This is a genomic window from Streptomyces sp. SCPE 10, from assembly GCF_051980735.1.
In the GTDB taxonomy this organism is placed as follows: Bacteria; Actinomycetota; Actinomycetes; order Streptomycetales; family Streptomycetaceae; genus Streptomyces; species Streptomyces misionensis.
In genome coordinates this window covers 5,242,856-5,260,940 of record NZ_CP197069.1, presented here as the reverse complement: position 1 = coordinate 5,260,940, position 18,085 = coordinate 5,242,856, and the positions used below count along the sequence as shown (strand labels likewise).

The window sequence follows — 18,085 nt, the reverse complement described above, 5'->3', positions numbered from 1 at the left end:
ATCTCCCGGCCTGTGAGGGCGGTCACGCTTGCGTTCATTTAGTTCACGCCACAACCGAGGGGCACACTGGCTGGCATGCGTCTTCCGTCCCTGCCCCGTCCCCGCAGCCTGGCGGGCCAGCTGTTCGCCATGCAGGCCGTGCTGATAGCGGTGGTCGTGGCCGGATCCGCGCTGTTCACCTACGTCAGCGACCGGCGGCAGGCCGAGGGCGCGGCCGCCCGGCAGGCCACCGCGGTGGCCCGCTCGATCGCCGACTCCCCCGCGGTCCGCGACGCGATCCGCACCCCGGACCCGACCGCGTCGCTGGAGCCGTACGCCCTGAAGGTCACCCGGGACGCCAACGTCGACTTCGTCACGATCATGAACCCGGCCGGGATCCGCTGGACCCACCCGGACCGCCGCCAGATCGGCAAGCGCTTCCTCGGCACCACCGCCCCCGCCCGGCGGGGCCGCACCTTCACCGAGACCTACACCGGCACCCTCGGCCCCTCCGTGCGCGCGGTGACCCCGGTGACGGACGGCGGCCGGATCGTCGGCCTGGTCAGCGCCGGCATCACCGTGGACCGGATAAGCGAGCGCCTCCAGGACCAGGTCACGGCGCTGCTCGGGGTGGCCGGCGGGGCGCTGCTGCTGGGCGCGGTCGGCACGTACGTCGTCAACGCCCGGCTGCGCCGCCACACCCACAACATGAACGCCACCGAGCTGAGCCGGATGCACGACTACCACCAGGCGGCGCTGCACGCGGTCCGCGAGGGACTGCTGATGCTGGACGGCGGGTACCGGGTGGCGCTGATCAACGACGGCGGGCGGGAACTGCTGGGCGTGGGCGAGGACGTGGTGGGCCGTTCGGTCGCCGGGCTCGGCCTGCCCGCCCCGCTGACCGGCGCGCTGCTGTCCTCGCGCCCCCGGGTGGACGAGGTGCACCTGACCGCCTCCCGGGTGCTGGTGGTCAACACCTCTCCCGTATCCGGCGGCGAGCACCGCGGCACGGTCGTCACCCTGCGCGACGTCACCGAACTCCAGTCGCTGATGGGCGAGCTGGACACCGAGCGGGGCTTCACCCAGGCGCTGCGCTCGCAGGCCCACGAGGCGGCGAACCGGCTGCACACCGTGGTGTCGCTGATCGAGCTGGGCCGGGCCGAGGAGGCCGTGGAGTTCGCCACCGCCGAGCTGGAGCTGGCGCAGGCGCTGACCGACCAGGTGGTGGCGGCGGTGAGCGAGCCGGTGCTCGCGGCGCTGCTGCTGGGCAAGACCTCCCAGGCCAACGAGCAGGGTGTGGAGCTGGTGGTGTCCGCCGACAGCCGCCTGGACGACGGCCTGCTGCCCGGGGAACTGCCCGCCCGGGACCTGGTGACCATCCTCGGCAACCTGATCGACAACGCGGTGGACGCGGCGCGGGGCAGCGCGCGGGCTCGGGTGACCGTGACGGCGTACGCCTCGGCGGCCGAACTGGTGCTCCGGGTCACGGACACCGGCCCCGGCGTCGACCCCGGCCACGCCGACCTGGTGTTCCAGCGCGGCTTCTCCACCAAGCCGGCCGGACCCGGCGGGCGGGGGCTCGGGCTCGCCCTGGTGCGGCAGGCGGTGACCCGGCACGAGGGCACGCTGACGGTCACCGGCGCGTCGCCGGACGGGGGCGCGGTCTTCGAGGTGCGGCTGCCACTGCGCCCGGCGCCCGCCCTGGCCGAGGGCGGTGCCGCGTGACGGACGGCAGACCGATCAGAGTGCTCGTGGTGGAGGACGATCCCGTCGCCGCCGACGCGCACGAGCTGTACGTGGGCCGGGTGCCCGGCTTCGTCGCGGTCGCCAAGGCCCGCACGGGCGCCGCGGCCCGGCGCGTCCTGGAGCGCACGGAGGTGGACCTGCTCCTGCTCGATCTGCATCTGCCGGATGTGCACGGCCTGCAGTTCGCCCGCTCGCTGCGCGCCTCGGGCCATCACGCGGACGTGATCGCGGTGACCTCGGCCCGCGATCTGGCGATGGTGCGCGAGGGCGTCTCGCTGGGCGTGGTGCAGTACGTGCTCAAGCCGTTCACCTTCGCCACCCTGCGGGACCGGCTGGTGCGCTACGCCGAGTTCCGGGGCGCGGCGGGCGAGGCGAGCGGGCAGGACGAGGTGGACCGGGCGCTCGCGGTGCTGCGGGCCCCGGCGCCGGCCGCGCTGCCCAAGGGGCTCAGCGGGCCCACCCTGGAGCGGGTGACCGGCGCGCTGCGCGAGGCGGCCGGCGGTCTCACCGCGGCCGGGGTCGGCGAGGCCGTGGGCATCTCCCGGATCACCGCGCGCCGCTACCTGGAGCACCTGGTGGACACCGGCCGGGCCGCGCGCAGCCCGCTGTACGGCCAGGTGGGCCGGCCGGAGCTGGTGTACCGCTGGGTGCCGCAGCGGCGCTGAGCCGGGAGAGACCGCGGTGACGGACACCCACCTCGCCGGGATCAAGAAGCAGTTCGAGCCCGAACACCCCGGCAAGAAGGCCGAGTTGGTGTCGACCAAGGCACCGGACTCTCCCGCCCGCCGCCTGGGCGGCGCGGTCAAGGGCTGACGCCGGGGAACCGCCGGGGGGACCGCCGGACGGCGGCACCCCGGCGGCGCGGGCCGGTCAGAAGACCGACTCCGCCTCCTCCATCCGGCTCTTCGGGACCGTCTTCAGTTCGGTGACCGCCTCCGCCAGCGGGACCATCACCACGTCGGTGCCGCGCAGGGCGGTCATCCGGCCGAACTCCCCGCGGTGGGCGGCCTCCACGGCGTGCCAGCCGAAGCGGGTGGCGAGGACGCGGTCGTACGCGGTGGGCACGCCGCCGCGCTGCACATGGCCGAGGATGACCGGCTTGGCCTCCTTGCCCAGGCGCCGCTCCAGCTCGTACGCCAGCGCGGTGCCGATGCCCTGGAAGCGCTCGTGGCCGTACTGGTCGATCTCGCCCTTGCCGTAGTCCATGGTGCCCTCGGCCGGGTGGGCGCCCTCGGCGACGCAGATGACGGCGAACTTCTTGCCGCGGGCGAAGCGCTCCTCGACCATCTTGGCCAGGTCGGCCGGGTCGAAGGGCCGCTCGGGCAGGCAGATGCCGTGGGCGCCGGCGGCCATGCCGGACTCCAGAGCGATCCAGCCCGCGTGCCGCCCCATGACCTCGACGACCATCACGCGCTGGTGGGACTCGGCGGTGGTCTTCAGCCGGTCCATCGCCTCGGTGGCGACGCCGACGGCGGTGTCGAAGCCGAAGGTGCGGTCAGTGGCGGAGATGTCGTTGTCGATCGTCTTGGGCACACCGACGACCGGCAGCCCCGCGTCGGACAGCATCCGGGCCGCCGTCAGGGTGCCCTCGCCGCCGATCGGGATCAGCGCGTCGATGCCGAACTCCTCGACCATGTCGGTGGCCCGCTCACAGGCCTCCCGGAGCCGGTCGCGCTCCAGCCGGGACGAGCCGAGGATGGTGCCGCCGAGGGCCAGGATGCCGCCGACCGCGTCCAGGTCGAGGGTCCGGTAGTGGCGGTCCAGCAGACCCCGGTAGCCGTCCTCGAAACCGATGACCTCGTCGTCGTACTGCGTCACCGCCCGGTGCACGACCGAACGGATCACGGCGTTGAGGCCGGGGCAGTCGCCACCTGCGGTGAGTACTCCGATGCGCATCGTGCTCTGTCTCCTGCTCGCTGTGGTCCGTGCGTGCGCCGTCTCCGATTCTTTCACGTCCGCCGGGCTCCCCCTCGATCCTGACGGGCGCCTTATCCCGGCCGAGGGGTACTGTCAAGAGGGTTCTGCTCACCTCGGTGGGCGATTTTTGTGCCGACCCTTTTGTGCCGACATGAGAAACGGAGTGGACACGTGACGCGCAGCGTGTACGTGACCGGCATCGACCGGGGCGACGGCCGCCAGGTCGTGGATCTGGGGGTCATGGAACTCCTGACCCGGCAGGCCGACCGGGTGGGCGTCTTCCGGCCGCTCGTGCACGACGGGCCCGACCGGATGTTCGACCTGCTGCGGGCGCGCTACCGCCTCTCCCAGGACCCCGCGACCGTGGTCGGCATGGACTACCGCGAGGCGTCCGCGCTCCAGGCCGAGCGCGGCACCGACGAGCTGGTCTCCGCCCTCGTCGACCGCTTCCACCGGCTGGCCCGCGACTACGACGTGGTCCTCGTCCTCGGCACCGACTACGCCGCCACCCAGCTCCCGGACGAGCTGGCCCTCAACGCCCGTCTCGCCAACGAGTTCGGCGCCTCCGTACTCCCGGTGGTCGGCGGCCGCGACCACACCGCCGAGTCGGTGCGCGCGGAGGTCCGCAACGCCTACCGGGCCTACCACGGCCTCGGCTGCGACGTGCTCGCGATGATCGCCAACCGGGTGGCCCGGGAGGACCGCGACGACATCGCCACATGGCTGTCCTCCCGGCTTCCGGTGCCCTGCTACGTGCTGCCCGACGAGCCCGCGCTGTCCGCGCCGACCGTCGCCCAGATCGCCCAGACCCTCGACGCCACGGTGCTGCTCGGCGACGACTCCGGGCTCGCCCGGGACACCCTCGACTTCGTCTTCGGCGGCGCGATGCTGCCGAACTTCCTGCCCGCGCTGACCCCGGGCTGCCTGGTCGTGACCCCCGGCGACCGCGCCGACCTGGTCGTCGGCGCGCTGGCCGCGCACAGCGCCGGCACCCCGCCGATAGCCGGTGTGCTGCTCACCCTGGACGAGGTGCCGAGCGAGGAGATCCTCACCCTGGCGGCCCGGCTCGCCCCCGGCACCCCGGTGCTGTCCGTGCGCGGCAACAGCTTCCCGACCGCCGAGCGGCTGTTCTCTCTGGAGGGCCGGATGACCGCGGCCACCCCGCGCAAGGCGGAGACCGCGCTGGGCCTGTTCGAGCGCCATGTCGACACCGTGGACCTGGCGAGCCGGGTCGCGGCGTCCAGCGGCGACCGGGTCACCCCGATGATGTTCGAGCACAAGCTGCTGGAGCGGGCCCGCGCCGACCGGCGCCGGGTGGTGCTGCCGGAGGGCACCGAGGAGCGGGTGCTGCACGCGGCCGAGGTGCTGATGCGCCGGGGCGTGTGCGAGCTGACCCTGCTGGGGCCCGTCGACCGGATCCGCAAGAAGGCCGCCGATCTCGGCATCGACCTCGGCGAGACCCGGCTGATCGACCCGGCCACCTCCGAGCTGCGCGACGCCTTCGCCGAGAAGTACGCGGCCCTGCGCGCCCACAAGGGCGTCACGGTGGAACTGGCCTACGACGTGGTCGCGGACGTGAACTACTTCGGCACCCTGATGGTCGAGGAGGGCCTGGCCGACGGCATGGTCTCCGGTTCGGTGCACTCCACGGCGGCCACCATCCGCCCGGCCTTCGAGATCATCAAGACCCGCCCGGAGGCCTCGATCGTCTCCTCGGTGTTCTTCATGTGCCTGGCCGACAAGGTGCTGGTCTACGGCGACTGCGCGGTCAACCCGGACCCGGACGCCGAGCAGTTGGCGGACATCGCCGTCCAGTCGGCCGTCACGGCGGCCCGGTTCGGGGTGGAGCCGCGGATCGCGATGCTGTCGTACTCCACGGGCACCTCCGGCTCGGGCGCCGACGTCGACAAGGTGCGGGCGGCCACCGAGCTGGTGCGGGCCCGCCGGCCCGACCTGAAGATCGAGGGGCCGATCCAGTACGACGCGGCGGTGGAGCCGTCCGTCGCCGCCACCAAGCTGCCGGGCTCCGAGGTCGCCGGGCAGGCCACCGTGCTGATCTTCCCGGACCTCAACACCGGCAACAACACCTACAAGGCCGTGCAGCGCTCGGCCGGCGCGATCGCCGTCGGCCCGGTCCTCCAGGGGCTGCGCAAGCCGGTCAACGACCTGTCCCGGGGCGCCCTGGTGCAGGACATCGTGACGACCGTGGCCATCACCGCCATCCAGGCCCAGACATCCGCCGACCGAGCAGAGAGTGTGCCCGTACCGTGACCGCGACCCGTGTCCTCGTCCTCAACTCCGGTTCCTCCTCGCTGAAGTACCAGCTGCTCGACATGCGGGACGCGAGCCGGCTCGCCGTCGGGCTGGTCGAGCGGATCGGCGAGCAGACCTCCCGGATCGAGCACACCTGCGTCCCTGGCGGCGAGACGCGGGAGCAGAACGGCCCGATCGCCGACCACGACGCGGCCCTCAAGGCGGTCGCCGGGGAACTGGCCCGGGACGGCGTGGGCCTCGACTCGCCGGACCTGCTGGCGATCGGGCACCGGGTGGTGCACGGCGGGATGTTCTTCACCGAGCCCACGGTGATCGACGACGGGGTGATCACCGAGATCGAGCGGCTGATCCCGGTCGCCCCGCTGCACAACCCGGCCAATCTGACCGGCATCCGCACCGCCCGGGCGCTCCGTCCCGACCTGCCGCAGGTCGCCGTGTTCGACACCGCGTTCCACACCACCATGCCGGAGCCGGCGGCGCGCTACGCGATCGACCCGAAGATCGCCGACCGCCACCGCGTGCGCCGCTACGGCTTCCACGGCACCTCGCACGCCTATGTCTCGCGGGCGGCCGCGCGGCTGCTGGGCAAGGACCCGTCCGAGGTGAACGTGATCGTGCTGCACCTCGGCAACGGCGCCTCCGCCTCCGCCGTGGAGCGGGGCCGGTGCGTGGACACCTCCATGGGACTGACGCCTTTGGAGGGCCTGGTGATGGGTACGCGATCCGGTGATCTGGACCCGGCCGTCATCTTCCATTTGGCACGGGTTGGCGGAATGTCCATGGACGAGATCGACACTCTTCTCAACAAGAGGAGCGGGCTGTTCGGTCTGTGCGGGGACAACGACATGCGCGAGATCCGCCGCCGGATCGACGAGGGCGACGAAGAGGCCGCTCTCGCCTTCGACATTTACATTCACCGGCTCAAGAAGTACATCGGCGCTTATTTCGCCGTCCTCGGGAAGGTGGACGCGATCGTCTTCACCGCCGGGGTCGGCGAGAACGCGGCGCCCGTGCGGGAGGCGGCGATCGCGGGCCTGGAGGGGCTGGGCGCGGCGGTCGACCCGGAGCTGAACGCCGTGCGCGACGGGCGGGCACGGCTGATTTCGCCGGCGTCCGCGCGGGTGGCCGTGGCCGTGGTGCCGACGGATGAAGAACTGGAGATCGCGACGCAGACCTATGCGCTGATCGGAAAGAGCAATTGAGCAGCACCTGAGCAGGACGCCTCTCATTTGTATCTTCCGCCAGACGGAATATTCCGTAGCGAAACAAACCGATAGGATCGCCCCATGCGCCGTTCGAAAATCGTCTGTACTCTCGGCCCCGCGGTCGACTCCCACGAGATGCTCGTCGCCCTGATCGAGGCGGGCATGAACGTGGCCCGCTTCAACTTCAGCCACGGCTCCCACGCCGAGCACCAGGCGCGGTACGACCGCGTCCGGGCCGCGTCCAAGGAGACCGGCCGGCCCATCGGCGTCCTCGCCGACCTCCAGGGCCCGAAGATCCGCCTGGAGACCTTCGCCGAGGGCCCGGTCGAACTCGAGCGCGGTGACGAGTTCGTCATCACCACCGAGGACGTGCCCGGCGACAAGCACATCTGCGGGACGACGTACAAGGGGCTGCCGGGCGACGTCTCGCGCGGCGACCAGGTCCTGATCAACGACGGCAACGTCGAGCTGAAGGTCGTGGACGTGGAGGGCCCCCGGGTCCGCACCATCGTCATCGAGGGCGGTGTCGTCTCCGACCACAAGGGCATCAACCTGCCCGGCGCGGCCGTCAACGTGCCCGCGCTGAGCGAGAAGGACGTCGAGGACCTGCGGTTCGCGCTGCGCATGGGCTGCGACCTGGTCGCGCTGTCCTTCGTGCGGGACGCCAAGGACGTCCAGGACGTGCACCGCGTCATGGACGAGGAGGGCCGCCGGGTCCCGGTCATCGCCAAGGTGGAGAAGCCGCAGGCGGTGGAGAACATGCAGGACGTCGTGATGGCGTTCGACGGCGTGATGGTCGCCCGCGGCGACCTGGCCGTGGAGTACCCGCTCGAGAAGGTCCCGATGGTGCAGAAGCGCCTGATCGAGCTGTGCCGGCGCAACGCCAAGCCGGTGATCGTGGCGACCCAGATGATGGAGTCGATGATCACCAACTCCCGTCCGACCCGCGCCGAGGCCTCCGACGTGGCCAACGCGATCCTGGACGGCGCCGACGCGGTGATGCTGTCCGCCGAGTCCTCGGTGGGCGCCTACCCGATCGAGACGGTCAAGACGATGTCGAAGATCGTCCAGGCCGCCGAGCAGGAGCTGCTCTCCAAGGGCCTCCAGCCGCTGGTGCCGGGCAAGAAGCCGCGCACCCAGGGCGGTTCGGTGGCCCGCGCGGCCTGCGAGATCGCCGACTTCCTCGGCGGCCGGGGCCTGGTCGCCTTCACCAAGTCCGGTGACACCGCGCGCCGGCTGTCGCGCTACCGCGCCGCCCAGCCGATCCTCGCCTTCACCACCGAGGAGGCCACCCGCAACCAGCTCACGCTGAGCTGGGGCGTGGAGCCGCACGTGGTGCCGTTCGTGAACACCACCGACGACATGGTCGTGCAGGTGGACCAGGAGCTGGCCAAGCTGGGCCGCTTCGAGACGGGCGCCACCGTGGTGATCACCGCCGGCTCGCCCCCCGGCGTCCCCGGCACCACCAACATGATCCGGGTGCACCACCTGGGCAGCGACAACTGACCTACCCCGCGAGGGTCTTGTACGGCGCTGAGGGCGCCCCCGGTAACAGGGGGCGCCCTCTGCTGTGTTGCGGCTCCCGGACGGGTCTTGGGGACCGGTCAGCCGGTCGTGTACACGTGCATCCCGGGCACGTGCAGGGTGCCGCCGAACTGGGCCGCCTGGGTCACCTTCACATTGGTGAAGTAGATCAGCGGGAGGTTCAGCGGGGGCGGGCTGTCGGGGCTGAACGTCATGGGGATCAGCCCGAACAGGTTGCCCGAGATCTTCTCGGTGTACATCACGGTCTTGCCGTCGCGGATCGTCGACGTCGAGCCCTTGGCGGCCTGGACGTGGTACGTCTTGCCGGAGAGCTTGTCCTGCACCGTCTGGTGCAGGTCGCCGATGTCGGTGCCGTCGGAGACCACGTACTTCAGCGCCTTCTTGGTGGTGCCGTTCGCCGCCCTGACCTCGACGATGCCCTGGTAGTCGGCGCCCTTCAGCAGCAGCGAGCTGGCGCTGAGGTACCAGGGGTCGTCCGCCACCGGCACCTGGTTGTCGACGCCGCCCTCGTCGGTGGTGGCCGCCGGGCAGTCCTCGGCCGAGGGGGTCGCGCTCGCCGACGGGTCGGCGCCGGCGGACGGGCTCGAAGTGGCCGACCCGGCCGCGTCCTTGACCGCCTTGCCCGCGCCGTCGACCGCCTTGCCCGCGTCGCCGGCCGCCTCGGTGGCCGTGTCGGTGGTGTTCTTCACCGTGTCCCCGACCGTCTTGACGGTCTTGGACGTGGTGTCCTTGACGGTGTCGGTGAGCTTCGAGCCCGACGCCGAGGCCGACGGGGTCGCCGTGGGCGTGGGGCTGGCGGACGCCGTGGGGGTGTCCTTCGCGCCGCCGGTGAGGATGTTCCCGAGCGTGTCGCCGATGGTGCCCAGCAGCCCGCCGCCGCTCTGGCTCGCCGACGACGTGGGCGTCGTCGCGCCGGAGTCCGAGCCGGCGGACCCGGAGGTCCCGGCCGGCTTCGGCGCGGTCTTCCCAGCCGAGCCCGAATTGGCCGAGCCCGAATCGGCCGAACCTGAATCGGCCGAGTCCGAGCCGGCGGAGCCGGAACCGGAGGACGACGAACCGGACGTGTCCTTGGCGGAGTCCTTGCCGGAGTCCTTGGCGGGGTCCTTGCCTGCGTCGGTGCTCGCGGAGGGCGAGGGCGTCGGCGCCTCGGACCGGTCCGAGGCGGACGGCGAGGGCGAGGCCGAGGGGTCCTTGGCGTCGTCCAGCGCCTTCACGCAGTCCTTGTACTCGTCGGCCGTCAGGCTCTTGGCCGTGGTCGACGGGGACGGGCCGCTGCCGCCGCCCGCCGCGATGGCGAGCGTGGAGGTGAAGCCCATGCCCATCAGCACGGCCGTCGGCATCGCCACGGTGGCTATCGCCTTGCCGGCCGGCATGTGGAATCTGGTGAACAGCGGCTTTCTGGGGGCCGCGTGGCGGGGTCCGGTTCTGGCGCGGGGCTCCTCCGTGTCGCTCCCGCGCGTCACCTCGTCAGCCGGCACTGTGCCTCCCGTTCGCCCCGTTGGCCGGGCTCGTTCCTGACAGGTCGGTCGGCTCGCCCATGCGCTGTCCCGGCAGCGGTGCGGTGTCGGGGGTCCCGTCCGCGGCGGGGGCCGCCCCGGCCGGCGGCTGCGGCTGCGGCGGCGCGCCGGGCGCCCAGGCCACGGCCATCGCTCCGCCGATCAGCGCGGACAGGAAGCCGACGATGAAGCCGCCGATGTTGGACAGCGGAATGGACACCAGCGCCAGCAGGATCGCCGCGATGCCCGCGAAGACCCGGATGTGCTGCTGGACCCAGAGGGTGATGCCGAGAACGATGAGCAGCACACCGATGATCAGGGAACTGGAGCCGCCGGGGGTGCCCATCGTCATCGACAGATGGCCCAGCTGGAGGTGTGCGTACGGGAAGTACAGGATGAGAAAGCCGCCGAAGATGACGAGCACACCGGCCCAGAACGGACGCGTGCCCCGCCAGGCGCGGAACTGCTGCCTCCGGCGGGTGAACTGGCCGGGGTCGGCGGCAGGGGTCTCGGCGCTCATGGAAAACAGCTCCCTGGTGCAGCGTTGCTGTGGTGGTGATGTGTGCCGCGTGTGAAAACGCGGTCCAAGTGGCGCGGGCGGGGGCGCCGTCGGCTCCCCCGCCCGTCATCGAGTGCCTAGTAGCACTCGTGCGTGCCCGCCGAGACGGACATGTGCAGACCGCTGAGCTTGAAGGTGCCGGCCGTGGTCGCCCACGCCGTCTGCTTCACGCCGGTCAGCGTGGCCGAGTCGGCCTGCTGCGCGAAGCCGAACGGGTTGGCCTGCTCCTTGCCGCCCTTCATGCCGGGACCCTTGCCGGCGTCCTTGGCGGCAACACCGATGTCGATGTTCTTGAAGGTGGCGTCGGCGCTGAGGTCGTCGACGTCGATGTACAGCTGGCTGGCCTCGACCGGCTTGTCTGCGCCCGCCTTCAGCACGAGGCTCACCGAGCCCAGCACCGGGATGTTGGGCGTGACGACCGACTGGCACATGTTGGTGATCTCGGCCGAGTTGAAGGCCGAGACCGCCACCGGGTGGGTGGTCTGATCACCGCTGAGGGTGTAGCCGTTGTCGAGCGCGCCGTACTGCTCGAAGCCCTGACCGACCAGCTTGTCCGCGGTCACCTTGAAGGACTGACCGGACACGCTGAACGAGGCGGCGAGCGCACCCTGCGCGAGGGCGACACCTATGCACGCCGTGGCGGCCACGCTGGGCACCATGACCACAGCGAACCGCTTCCATCTGGTCCCGCCACGCACCTGGGACTCCATATTTCCTCCTTCTCGGACGTACATCTCCTGGCCCGGTCTTCGCCCACGGGCGGCGGCTCAGCCGGGCAGGGATGGGAGAAGTGCTACGTCCTCGGGAAGGAGAGCGCCCGCGCTCGGCGGCGCGTACCGCGCCCGAATCACCGGCGATCACCCCCGAGCGACAACCACTGGTCGCGCCTGACACGCATCACGCACAACCTTGCTGGACAGGCTTCGCCGGCCGGCGAAGACCCCCCTGCCCAAGACCCGGCGCCACTGCCGCCGGCTCTGCTCGGTGGGGACCCAGAGTCTCCCTCGCCCCGACCGGATGCCGGGGTACGGGAATGGACCGAGCGTCGCCGATCGTGGTGCAAATTGGCCGCCCGCACAAGGGGGTTCGTTACTGGCTAGTAACGGCCGGATAACCGAGAAACGTCCGCGTGATCTCGGAGCGCGACACTCGGTCGCACCACAGGGCAGAACAAAGCCGTTGATCCCTGTACGAAACCAGACAGATCAACGGCCTTGATTTACTCGGAGTAACAGCCGCCCCGATTACCAAGATTTGGTAAAGCGGAGCGGCCTCAACGCCTTGTCGGCAAACCTTTCACCCCGGCGTCACAGGCCGTGGCGTTTACCGACTGGTCAGAAAAGCGCCCGCGCCAGCGCCCGGCGGGCGCCGACCACCCGCGGGTCCTCGGGGCCCACGACCTCGAACAGTTCGAGCAGCCGGCGCCGTACCGCGTCCCGGTCGTCACCCACCGTGCGTGTCACCGTCTCGATCAACCGCCCGAAGGCGTCCTCGACATGACCGCCCACCAGATCCAGGTCCGCGGCGGCGATCTGCGCCTCGGCGTCCTTCGGGTTCTCGGCCGCCTCGCGGCGGACCTTCTGCGGGTCCATGTGCTGCACCCGGCGGAGCAACTCCGCCTGCGCGAGGCCGAGCTTGGCCTCGGGGTGGCCCGGGTCGTCGGCCAGTACGTTCTGGTACGCGCGCACCGCGCCGTCCAGGTCGCCGGCGTCCAGGGCCAGCGCGGCGGCGTTCAGGGCCGCGTCGTACGGCCCCTCCGGCGCCTCGGCACCGGCCGCGCCGCCCGGCTCCGCTTCCGGGTCGACGGTCAGACCGGTCAGCCCGAAGCGCTGCTCGGCGACCTGCACCAGCTGGTCGAGGGTCCCGCGGATCTGCTCCTCGCTCGCCGCCCCCTGGAACAGCGGCAGGGCCTGGCCCGCCACGACGGCGAACACCGCCGGGATGCCCTGCACCCCGAACTGCTGCATCAGCATCTGGTTGGCGTCGACGTCGATCTTGGCGAGCAGGAAGCGCCCGTTGTACTCGACGGCCAACCGCTCCAGGACCGGGCTCAGCTGCTTGCAGGGCTGACACCACTCGGCCCAGAAGTCGATGACGACCGGCACCTCTGCGGAGCGCTGGAGGATCTCGCGTTCAAAGCCGGCTTCGTCGACGTCGATGACGAGGTCGGCCGGGGAGACGGCACCCGTGCCGCCCTGCCGGGCGGCTTCGGCGCGCGCCTGCTCGGCCTTGGCCTTGGCCTCCTGGGCCGCCTTCACCGCGGCGAGGTCGACCACGCCGCTCATGGACATGTTCCGTGGCTGCATGCGTCTATCCTCCCCCGATACCGCGTCTGAAGAAAAAAGCGTCGATGTCCGGCGCCGGGTCCCCACCCGCGCCGTGCCGTTCCGCCCGCGTACGTCCCTCGCGAGCTTTCCGCTACGACCCGTAGCGTAATGGCAATGGGCGGGCGAACGACAGCTCCTCCCGGTGATCTCCCTCACGGCCCCGCAGAACCCGCCGGTTATGGTCGTGGGATGCACAGCCGCACCCCCGCCAGCCGTCCCGGGCGCCCGCGCAGCGCCGCCGCGGACGCCGCGATCCTGGCCGCGACCAGGGAGGCGCTGGTGGAACTGGGCTGGTCCAAGCTCACCCTGCAGGACGTGGCGACGCGCGCCGGGGTGGCGAAGACCACTCTCTACCGCCGCTGGGCCGGCAAGAACGAACTGGTCGTCGACGCCGTCGCGGAACTCTTCGACGAGCTGCGCCTGCCCGACCGGGGCAGCCTGGCCGCCGACATCGAGGGCGTCGTCCTCCAGTTCGCGGCGCTCCTGGACCGCCCCGAGTGCCGGAGCGGCCTGATGGCGGTCGTCGCCGAGTCCACCCGCGACGACCTGCTGCGCGAACGCATCCGCGCCTCCATCGTGGAACGCCAGAAACGGCTGGTCCTGGAGGGCCGGGCCCGGGCCACCGAACGCGGCGAACTGCCCCCGGAACCCGAGGACGAGGAGGAGGCGGCCCGCACCGTCGACCTCACCTTCGACGTGGTGGCGGGCGCGGTGGTGCACCGCACCCTGGTGAGCGGCAAGCCCGCCGACGAGGCGTGGGTGCGCAGTTTCGTCCGGGTGCTGCTGCTGGGACTGGCCGCCCCGTCCTGAAGCCCGGTCAGAACCCCGCGGGCTCCGTGTACGCCCCCCACTCCTCGCGCAGCACCCCGCAGATCTCGCCGAGGGTCGCCTCGGCGCGCACCGCGGCCAGCATGGGCTCGATCATGCCCGAGCCGTCCCGGGCGGCGGCGAGCAGTTCACCGAGGGCGGTGCGTACGGCGGTGCCGTCCCGTTGCGCACGGCGCTCGCCGAGGGCCCTCACCTGGTCCCGCTCCACCTCGTGGCCCACCCGCAGGATCTCCAGGTCGCCGGTGACGGACCCGGTGTGGGCATTGACGCCCACGACCCTCTTCTCCCCCTTCTCCACGGCCTGTTGATGGCGGAAGGCCGACTCGGCGATCTCCCCGGTGAACCAGCCGTCCTCGATCCCGCGCAGGATGCCGGAGGTCATCGGCCCGATCGGATGCCGTCCGTCCGGATGCGCCCGCAGCCCCCGCTCCCTGATCTGCTCGAAGATCTTCTCCGCCGCCGCCTCGATCCGGTCCGTCAGCTGCTCGACGTACCACGAACCCCCGAGCGGGTCCGCGACGTTGGCGACGCCGGTCTCCTCCATCAGCACCTGCTGGGTGCGCAGCGCGATCTCCGCGGCCTGCTCGCTGGGCAGCGCCAGCGTCTCGTCCAGGGCGTTGGTGTGCAGCGAGTTGGTCCCGCCGAGCACCGCGGCCAGCGCCTCCACCGCGGTGCGCACCACGTTGTTGTACGGCTGCTGCGCGGTGAGCGAGACACCGGCCGTCTGCGTGTGGAACCGCAGCCACTGCGCCTTCTCGCCGCGCGCGCCGTACACGTCCCGCATCCAGCGGGCCCAGATCCGGCGGGCCGCGCGGAACTTGGCGATCTCCTCGAAGAAGTCGACATGGGCGTCGAAGAAGAAGGACAGGCCGGGCGCGAAGACGTCGACGTCCAGCCCGCGGCTGAGCCCCAGCTCGACGTACCCGAAGCCGTCCGCCAGCGTGTACGCCAGCTCCTGCGCGGCCGTCGCCCCGGCCTCGCGGATGTGGTAGCCGGAGACGGACAGCGGCTTGTAGGCGGGGATGCGGGCGGCGCAGTACTCCATGAGGTCGCCGATCAGCCGCAGATGCGGCTCGGGCCCGAAGAGCCACTCCTTCTGGGCGATGTACTCCTTGAAGATGTCGGTCTGGAGCGTGCCGTCGAGCACCGAGGGGTCGACGCCCTGCCGCTCGGCGGCGACCAGGTACATGCAGAAGACGGGCACGGCGGGCCCGCTGATCGTCATCGACGTGGTGACGTCGCCGAGCGGGATGTCCCGGAACAGGACCTCCATGTCGGCGGCCGAGTCGATCGCGACCCCGCAGTGGCCGACCTCGCCGAGCGAGCGGGGGTCGTCGGAGTCGCGGCCCATCAGCGTCGGCATGTCGAACGCCACGGAGAGCCCGCCGCCGCCCGCGGCGAGGATCATCCGGTACCGCTCGTTGGTCTGCTCGGCGGTGCCGAACCCGGCGAACTGCCGGATGGTCCAGGCGCGGCCGCGGTAGCCGGTCGGATACAGGCCGCGGGTGAAGGGGTACTCCCCCGGCCAGCCGATCCGCTCGAATCCCTCGTACGTGTCACCGGGCCGGGGCCCGTACACCGGCTCCACCGGGTCCCCGGAGAGCGTGGAGAAGTCCGCGTCACGCTTGCGCGCGGCGTCGTAGCGGGCCTGCCAGCGCCGGCGGCCCTCCTCGATGGCGTGAGCGTCCATACCGTCGAATTTACTTGGACGTCCTAGTATCTGTCGACGGCAGACCGCCGTACGGGTGCCCGTACGGCGGTGGGGGCCCCGGCGAGGGGGCTTACGCCTCGGCGACGGCCGGGGTACGGCCGGCGATCCTGCCGTCCAGTTCCCGGCTGATCTTCCGCTCCACGAAGAACGCGGCGGTGGGGATCGTGCCCGCGAGCAGCACCCACAGCTGCTTGCCGACCGGCCACTTCGCCTTGGAACCCAGGTCGAAGGCGAAGACCAGGTAGACGACGTACAGCCAGCCGTGGGCGATGGCGACGACGCGGGTCACGTCGGCCGCGCCGCTGATGTCCAGCCCGTACTTCGCGATCATGCTCAGGCACAGCAGCACCAGCAGGACACCCGTGGTGTAGGCCAGGACGCGATAGCGGGTCAGCACGCTCTTCTTCATGGGGTCGAGCGTAACCACCCGTTCCGGGAGATCTTGCCCGGGGTCACCCCTCGTCGAAGTCGAGCGCCGCGACCCGCAGCGGGCGGAACATCGCGAAGATCTCCCGGCACTCCTCCGCGTCGTACACCCCCAGGCCGAAGTCCATGGCCATCAGGTCGCGGGTGGCCGCGTCGACCACCTCGCGGCCCTTGTCGGTGATCACGGCGAGGGTGCCGCGCCCGTCGTTGGGGTTGGGCCGCTTCGCCACCAGGCCGGACTTCACCAGCCGGTCCACGGTGTTCGTCACGGAGGTGGGATGCACCATCAGCCGCTCGCCGATCTTGGACATCGGCAGTTCGCCGGCCTTGGAGAAGGTGAGCAGCACCAGCGCCTCGTAGCGGGCGAACGTCAGCCCGTACGGCTTGACCACCGCGTCCACCTCGGCGAGCAGGATCTGCTGGGCCCGCATGATCGAGGTGATCGCGGCCATGGAGGGCACGTTTCCCCAGCGCTGCTGCCACAGCTCGTCGGCGCGGGCGATGGGGTCGAACGGGAGGCTGAGTGGCTTGGGCACGTCATCAGACCCTACCGGCCGGTCATATGCCGGTCAGCTCCGTCTCGCCTTTCGGATGCCGGGCGATCACCACGCGTGCCCCGCCCCTCACCGTCCCGCCTTGCGCAGCCGGTGCCGCACCGCCCGCTGCGCCACCGGCCCCAGCTCCTCCACCGCGGCCACCAGCGCCGCGAGCTGGTCCAGCGCGTCCAGCGCCGCCCGCGCCCCCGCCTCGTCGGCCCCCTCGTACAGCTCGATGCCCACGAAGGACGCGGCCACCGCGCGCGCGAGCCCGGCCGGGTCGACGAACTCGGCGAACGGCGTCGCGGCGAGCAACCGGGTGAGCACCTGTTCGATCTCGGCGATCCACAGCCGCAGCCCCGCCGCCGTCGCGGGTCCGAGCGCCGGGTGGGTCGGGGCGCCCGCGAGGAGCTGGCCGAGGAGGGCGACATGGCCGCCGTCCCGCTCGCGTTCGTGGATCTCGCGGCCCACGGCGAGCAGCTCGGCCAGGGAGGTGACGGCGGCGAGCCGCTCCCGGTAGCGGGCGACGGCCCGCTCCGCGCCGTACCGGCAGGCGGCGGCGAGCAGCTCGTCCACGGTGCCGAAGTGGTAGAAGACCAGCGCCTGGTTGACGCCGGCCGCGGCGGCCACCGTACGGGCCGAGGTCTTGGCGATGCCCTGCTCGGTGAGCGTGCGCAGGGCGCCCTCAAGCAGCCTGGTCTTGGTCTCCCGGGCCTTGGCCGTCTCGGGGCTCATACGGGGGCCTCCGTGCGGTTCTGGAGGGCGCGCAGCAGGCGCGGCGCCCGGGTCTGGGTGGCGGGGGCGCGCAGACAGCGGCGGGCGGCCGGGATGGCCTCCCCCGGGGACTTGAACAGGGCGGCGCAGACGGCGGCGAGCAGCAGCACCGGGCACAGGTAGGCCATGGCGGCGGAGAACGGGCCGAACAGGCCGAGCAGCGGTTCGAGGGCGCCGAGTCCGGTCAGGCAGCCGGCGAGCAGCAGGGCGCGCACCGCCAGTTCGGCGAGCCAGTTGCGCAGGGCGCGCTCGGGGGTGATGCCGCGTTCCAGCCAGAGCCGGAGCCGGTCGAAGGACCAGGCGGTGGCCCAGCCGAGCAGCGGGCGGACCAGCAGGCGGTCGGTGGCGGCGCCGAGGGCTCCGCCGCGCGGGCGGTAGTCGTAGCCGGCGAGGAAGCGGACGCCCTGCGCGTCGGGGACGTAGCGCCAGTAGCCGGCGCCTTCGGCGATCAGGCCGAGGGGGTGGGTGGAGGAGAAGCAGAGCGCGGAGGTGCGGGTGCCGTCGGGCCGTTCCTTCTCGCCGGCCGAGACGCCGGTGCCGCCGAGGGCGAGGAAGGGCGGCAGGCGCGCGGTGAAGCGGAACGGGCGCGGCTCGCCCTGGACGTGCGGGAGGTGGTGCAGCTCGGTGAGGAGCAGGTCCCAGCGCCGGTGCCGGGCGGGGTCCTGGGTGTGCGCCCACAGCTGGTCCAGGTCGGCGCGTATGTGCGTCTCCGTGTAGAGACCCATGTGCTCCCCCACGTCAGGCCGCCGTTGGGCGAACGCT

General features: G+C 71.8%; 17 protein-coding genes. 7 read left to right on the top strand and 10 right to left on the bottom strand.

Annotated elements, in window-relative coordinates; translation table 11 throughout:
* Positions 1-75 precede the first annotated feature (75 nt).
* From ACSP97_RS24480 to ACSP97_RS24470, 3 genes are read left to right on the top strand one after another with little or no spacing between them, the layout of a single operon-like run.
* Entirely contained in the window at positions 76-1,704 is a 1,629-nt protein-coding gene (locus ACSP97_RS24480) for a sensor histidine kinase (RefSeq protein WP_355153643.1), read from the top strand.
* Positions 1,701-2,390 carry a response regulator gene (locus tag ACSP97_RS24475; protein WP_355325998.1) on the top strand — a complete coding sequence of 230 codons (690 nt, stop codon included), beginning with the start codon at positions 1,701-1,703 and terminating at the stop codon, positions 2,388-2,390. Before ACSP97_RS24480 ends, ACSP97_RS24475 begins: the two co-directional genes overlap by 4 nt.
* 16 nt (positions 2,391-2,406) lie before the next feature.
* The gene (locus ACSP97_RS24470; protein WP_440554264.1) at positions 2,407-2,538 is read left to right on the top strand and encodes a hypothetical protein; all 132 of its coding nucleotides are present in this window, start codon (positions 2,407-2,409) and stop codon (positions 2,536-2,538) included.
* 57 nt (positions 2,539-2,595) lie between these two features.
* Here ACSP97_RS24470 and ACSP97_RS24465 read toward each other — a convergent pair whose 3' ends face one another.
* Positions 2,596-3,621 (bottom strand): ATP-dependent 6-phosphofructokinase, encoded by a 1,026-nt coding sequence (locus tag ACSP97_RS24465; protein WP_355153647.1) that lies wholly within the window; start codon positions 3,619-3,621, stop codon positions 2,596-2,598.
* A 192-nt stretch (positions 3,622-3,813) separates the two neighbouring features.
* Between ACSP97_RS24465 and pta the strand changes: the two genes are divergently transcribed.
* From pta to pyk, 3 genes are all read left to right on the top strand, one after another.
* Positions 3,814-5,913 (top strand): phosphate acetyltransferase, encoded by a 2,100-nt coding sequence (pta, locus tag ACSP97_RS24460; RefSeq protein ID WP_440554262.1) that lies wholly within the window; start codon positions 3,814-3,816, stop codon positions 5,911-5,913.
* A complete protein-coding gene (locus tag ACSP97_RS24455; RefSeq protein WP_355153651.1) occupies positions 5,910-7,118 on the top strand; it encodes an acetate kinase in 1,209 nt (402 codons plus the stop codon). The genes pta and ACSP97_RS24455 overlap by 4 nt, the downstream gene beginning before the upstream one ends.
* Before the next feature lie 84 nt (positions 7,119-7,202).
* Entirely contained in the window at positions 7,203-8,627 is a 1,425-nt protein-coding gene (pyk, locus tag ACSP97_RS24450; protein WP_355153653.1) for a pyruvate kinase, read from the top strand.
* Positions 8,628-8,725: 98 nt separating this feature from the next.
* On the opposite strand, the gene ACSP97_RS24445 is transcribed toward pyk, so the two are convergent.
* The 4 genes from ACSP97_RS24445 to ACSP97_RS24430 form a co-directional block, all read right to left on the bottom strand.
* Positions 8,726-10,144, bottom strand: a complete 1,419-nt coding sequence (locus ACSP97_RS24445) for a hypothetical protein (RefSeq protein ID WP_440554259.1) — start codon at positions 10,142-10,144, stop codon at positions 8,726-8,728.
* Positions 10,134-10,682: a DUF6114 domain-containing protein gene (locus tag ACSP97_RS24440; RefSeq protein WP_355153657.1), complete on the bottom strand. Its 549-nt coding sequence runs from the start codon at positions 10,680-10,682 to the stop codon at positions 10,134-10,136. The genes ACSP97_RS24445 and ACSP97_RS24440 overlap by 11 nt, the downstream gene beginning before the upstream one ends.
* Before the next feature lie 116 nt (positions 10,683-10,798).
* Complete coding sequence (locus tag ACSP97_RS24435; RefSeq protein WP_355153658.1) at positions 10,799-11,431, bottom strand: DUF6230 family protein; 633 nt, start codon at positions 11,429-11,431, stop codon at positions 10,799-10,801.
* 624 nt (positions 11,432-12,055) lie between these two features.
* On the bottom strand, positions 12,056-13,027 hold the full coding sequence (locus ACSP97_RS24430; protein WP_355153660.1) for a tetratricopeptide repeat protein: 972 nt from the start codon (positions 13,025-13,027) through the stop codon (positions 12,056-12,058).
* 210 nt (positions 13,028-13,237) lie between these two features.
* Between ACSP97_RS24430 and ACSP97_RS24425 the strand changes: the two genes are divergently transcribed.
* Positions 13,238-13,858 carry a TetR/AcrR family transcriptional regulator gene (locus tag ACSP97_RS24425; RefSeq protein WP_355525936.1) on the top strand — a complete coding sequence of 207 codons (621 nt, stop codon included), beginning with the start codon at positions 13,238-13,240 and terminating at the stop codon, positions 13,856-13,858.
* 7 nt (positions 13,859-13,865) lie between these two features.
* On the opposite strand, the gene ACSP97_RS24420 is transcribed toward ACSP97_RS24425, so the two are convergent.
* The 5 genes from ACSP97_RS24420 to ACSP97_RS24400 all read right to left on the bottom strand — a co-directional run bounded on the left by ACSP97_RS24420 (position 13,866) and on the right by ACSP97_RS24400 (position 18,048).
* The gene (locus ACSP97_RS24420) at positions 13,866-15,566 is read right to left on the bottom strand and encodes an acyl-CoA mutase large subunit family protein (protein ID WP_440554255.1); all 1,701 of its coding nucleotides are present in this window, start codon (positions 15,564-15,566) and stop codon (positions 13,866-13,868) included.
* Positions 15,567-15,657: 91 nt separating this feature from the next.
* Complete coding sequence (locus ACSP97_RS24415; RefSeq protein ID WP_355153666.1) at positions 15,658-15,996, bottom strand: DUF3817 domain-containing protein; 339 nt, start codon at positions 15,994-15,996, stop codon at positions 15,658-15,660.
* 43 nt (positions 15,997-16,039) lie between these two features.
* Positions 16,040-16,549 (bottom strand): MarR family winged helix-turn-helix transcriptional regulator, encoded by a 510-nt coding sequence (locus tag ACSP97_RS24410; protein ID WP_070027751.1) that lies wholly within the window; start codon positions 16,547-16,549, stop codon positions 16,040-16,042.
* 87 nt (positions 16,550-16,636) lie between these two features.
* A complete protein-coding gene (locus ACSP97_RS24405) occupies positions 16,637-17,284 on the bottom strand; it encodes a TetR/AcrR family transcriptional regulator (protein WP_355326007.1) in 648 nt (215 codons plus the stop codon).
* A complete protein-coding gene (locus tag ACSP97_RS24400; RefSeq protein ID WP_440554252.1) occupies positions 17,281-18,048 on the bottom strand; it encodes a hypothetical protein in 768 nt (255 codons plus the stop codon). The genes ACSP97_RS24405 and ACSP97_RS24400 overlap by 4 nt, the downstream gene beginning before the upstream one ends.
* Positions 18,049-18,085 lie beyond the last annotated feature (37 nt).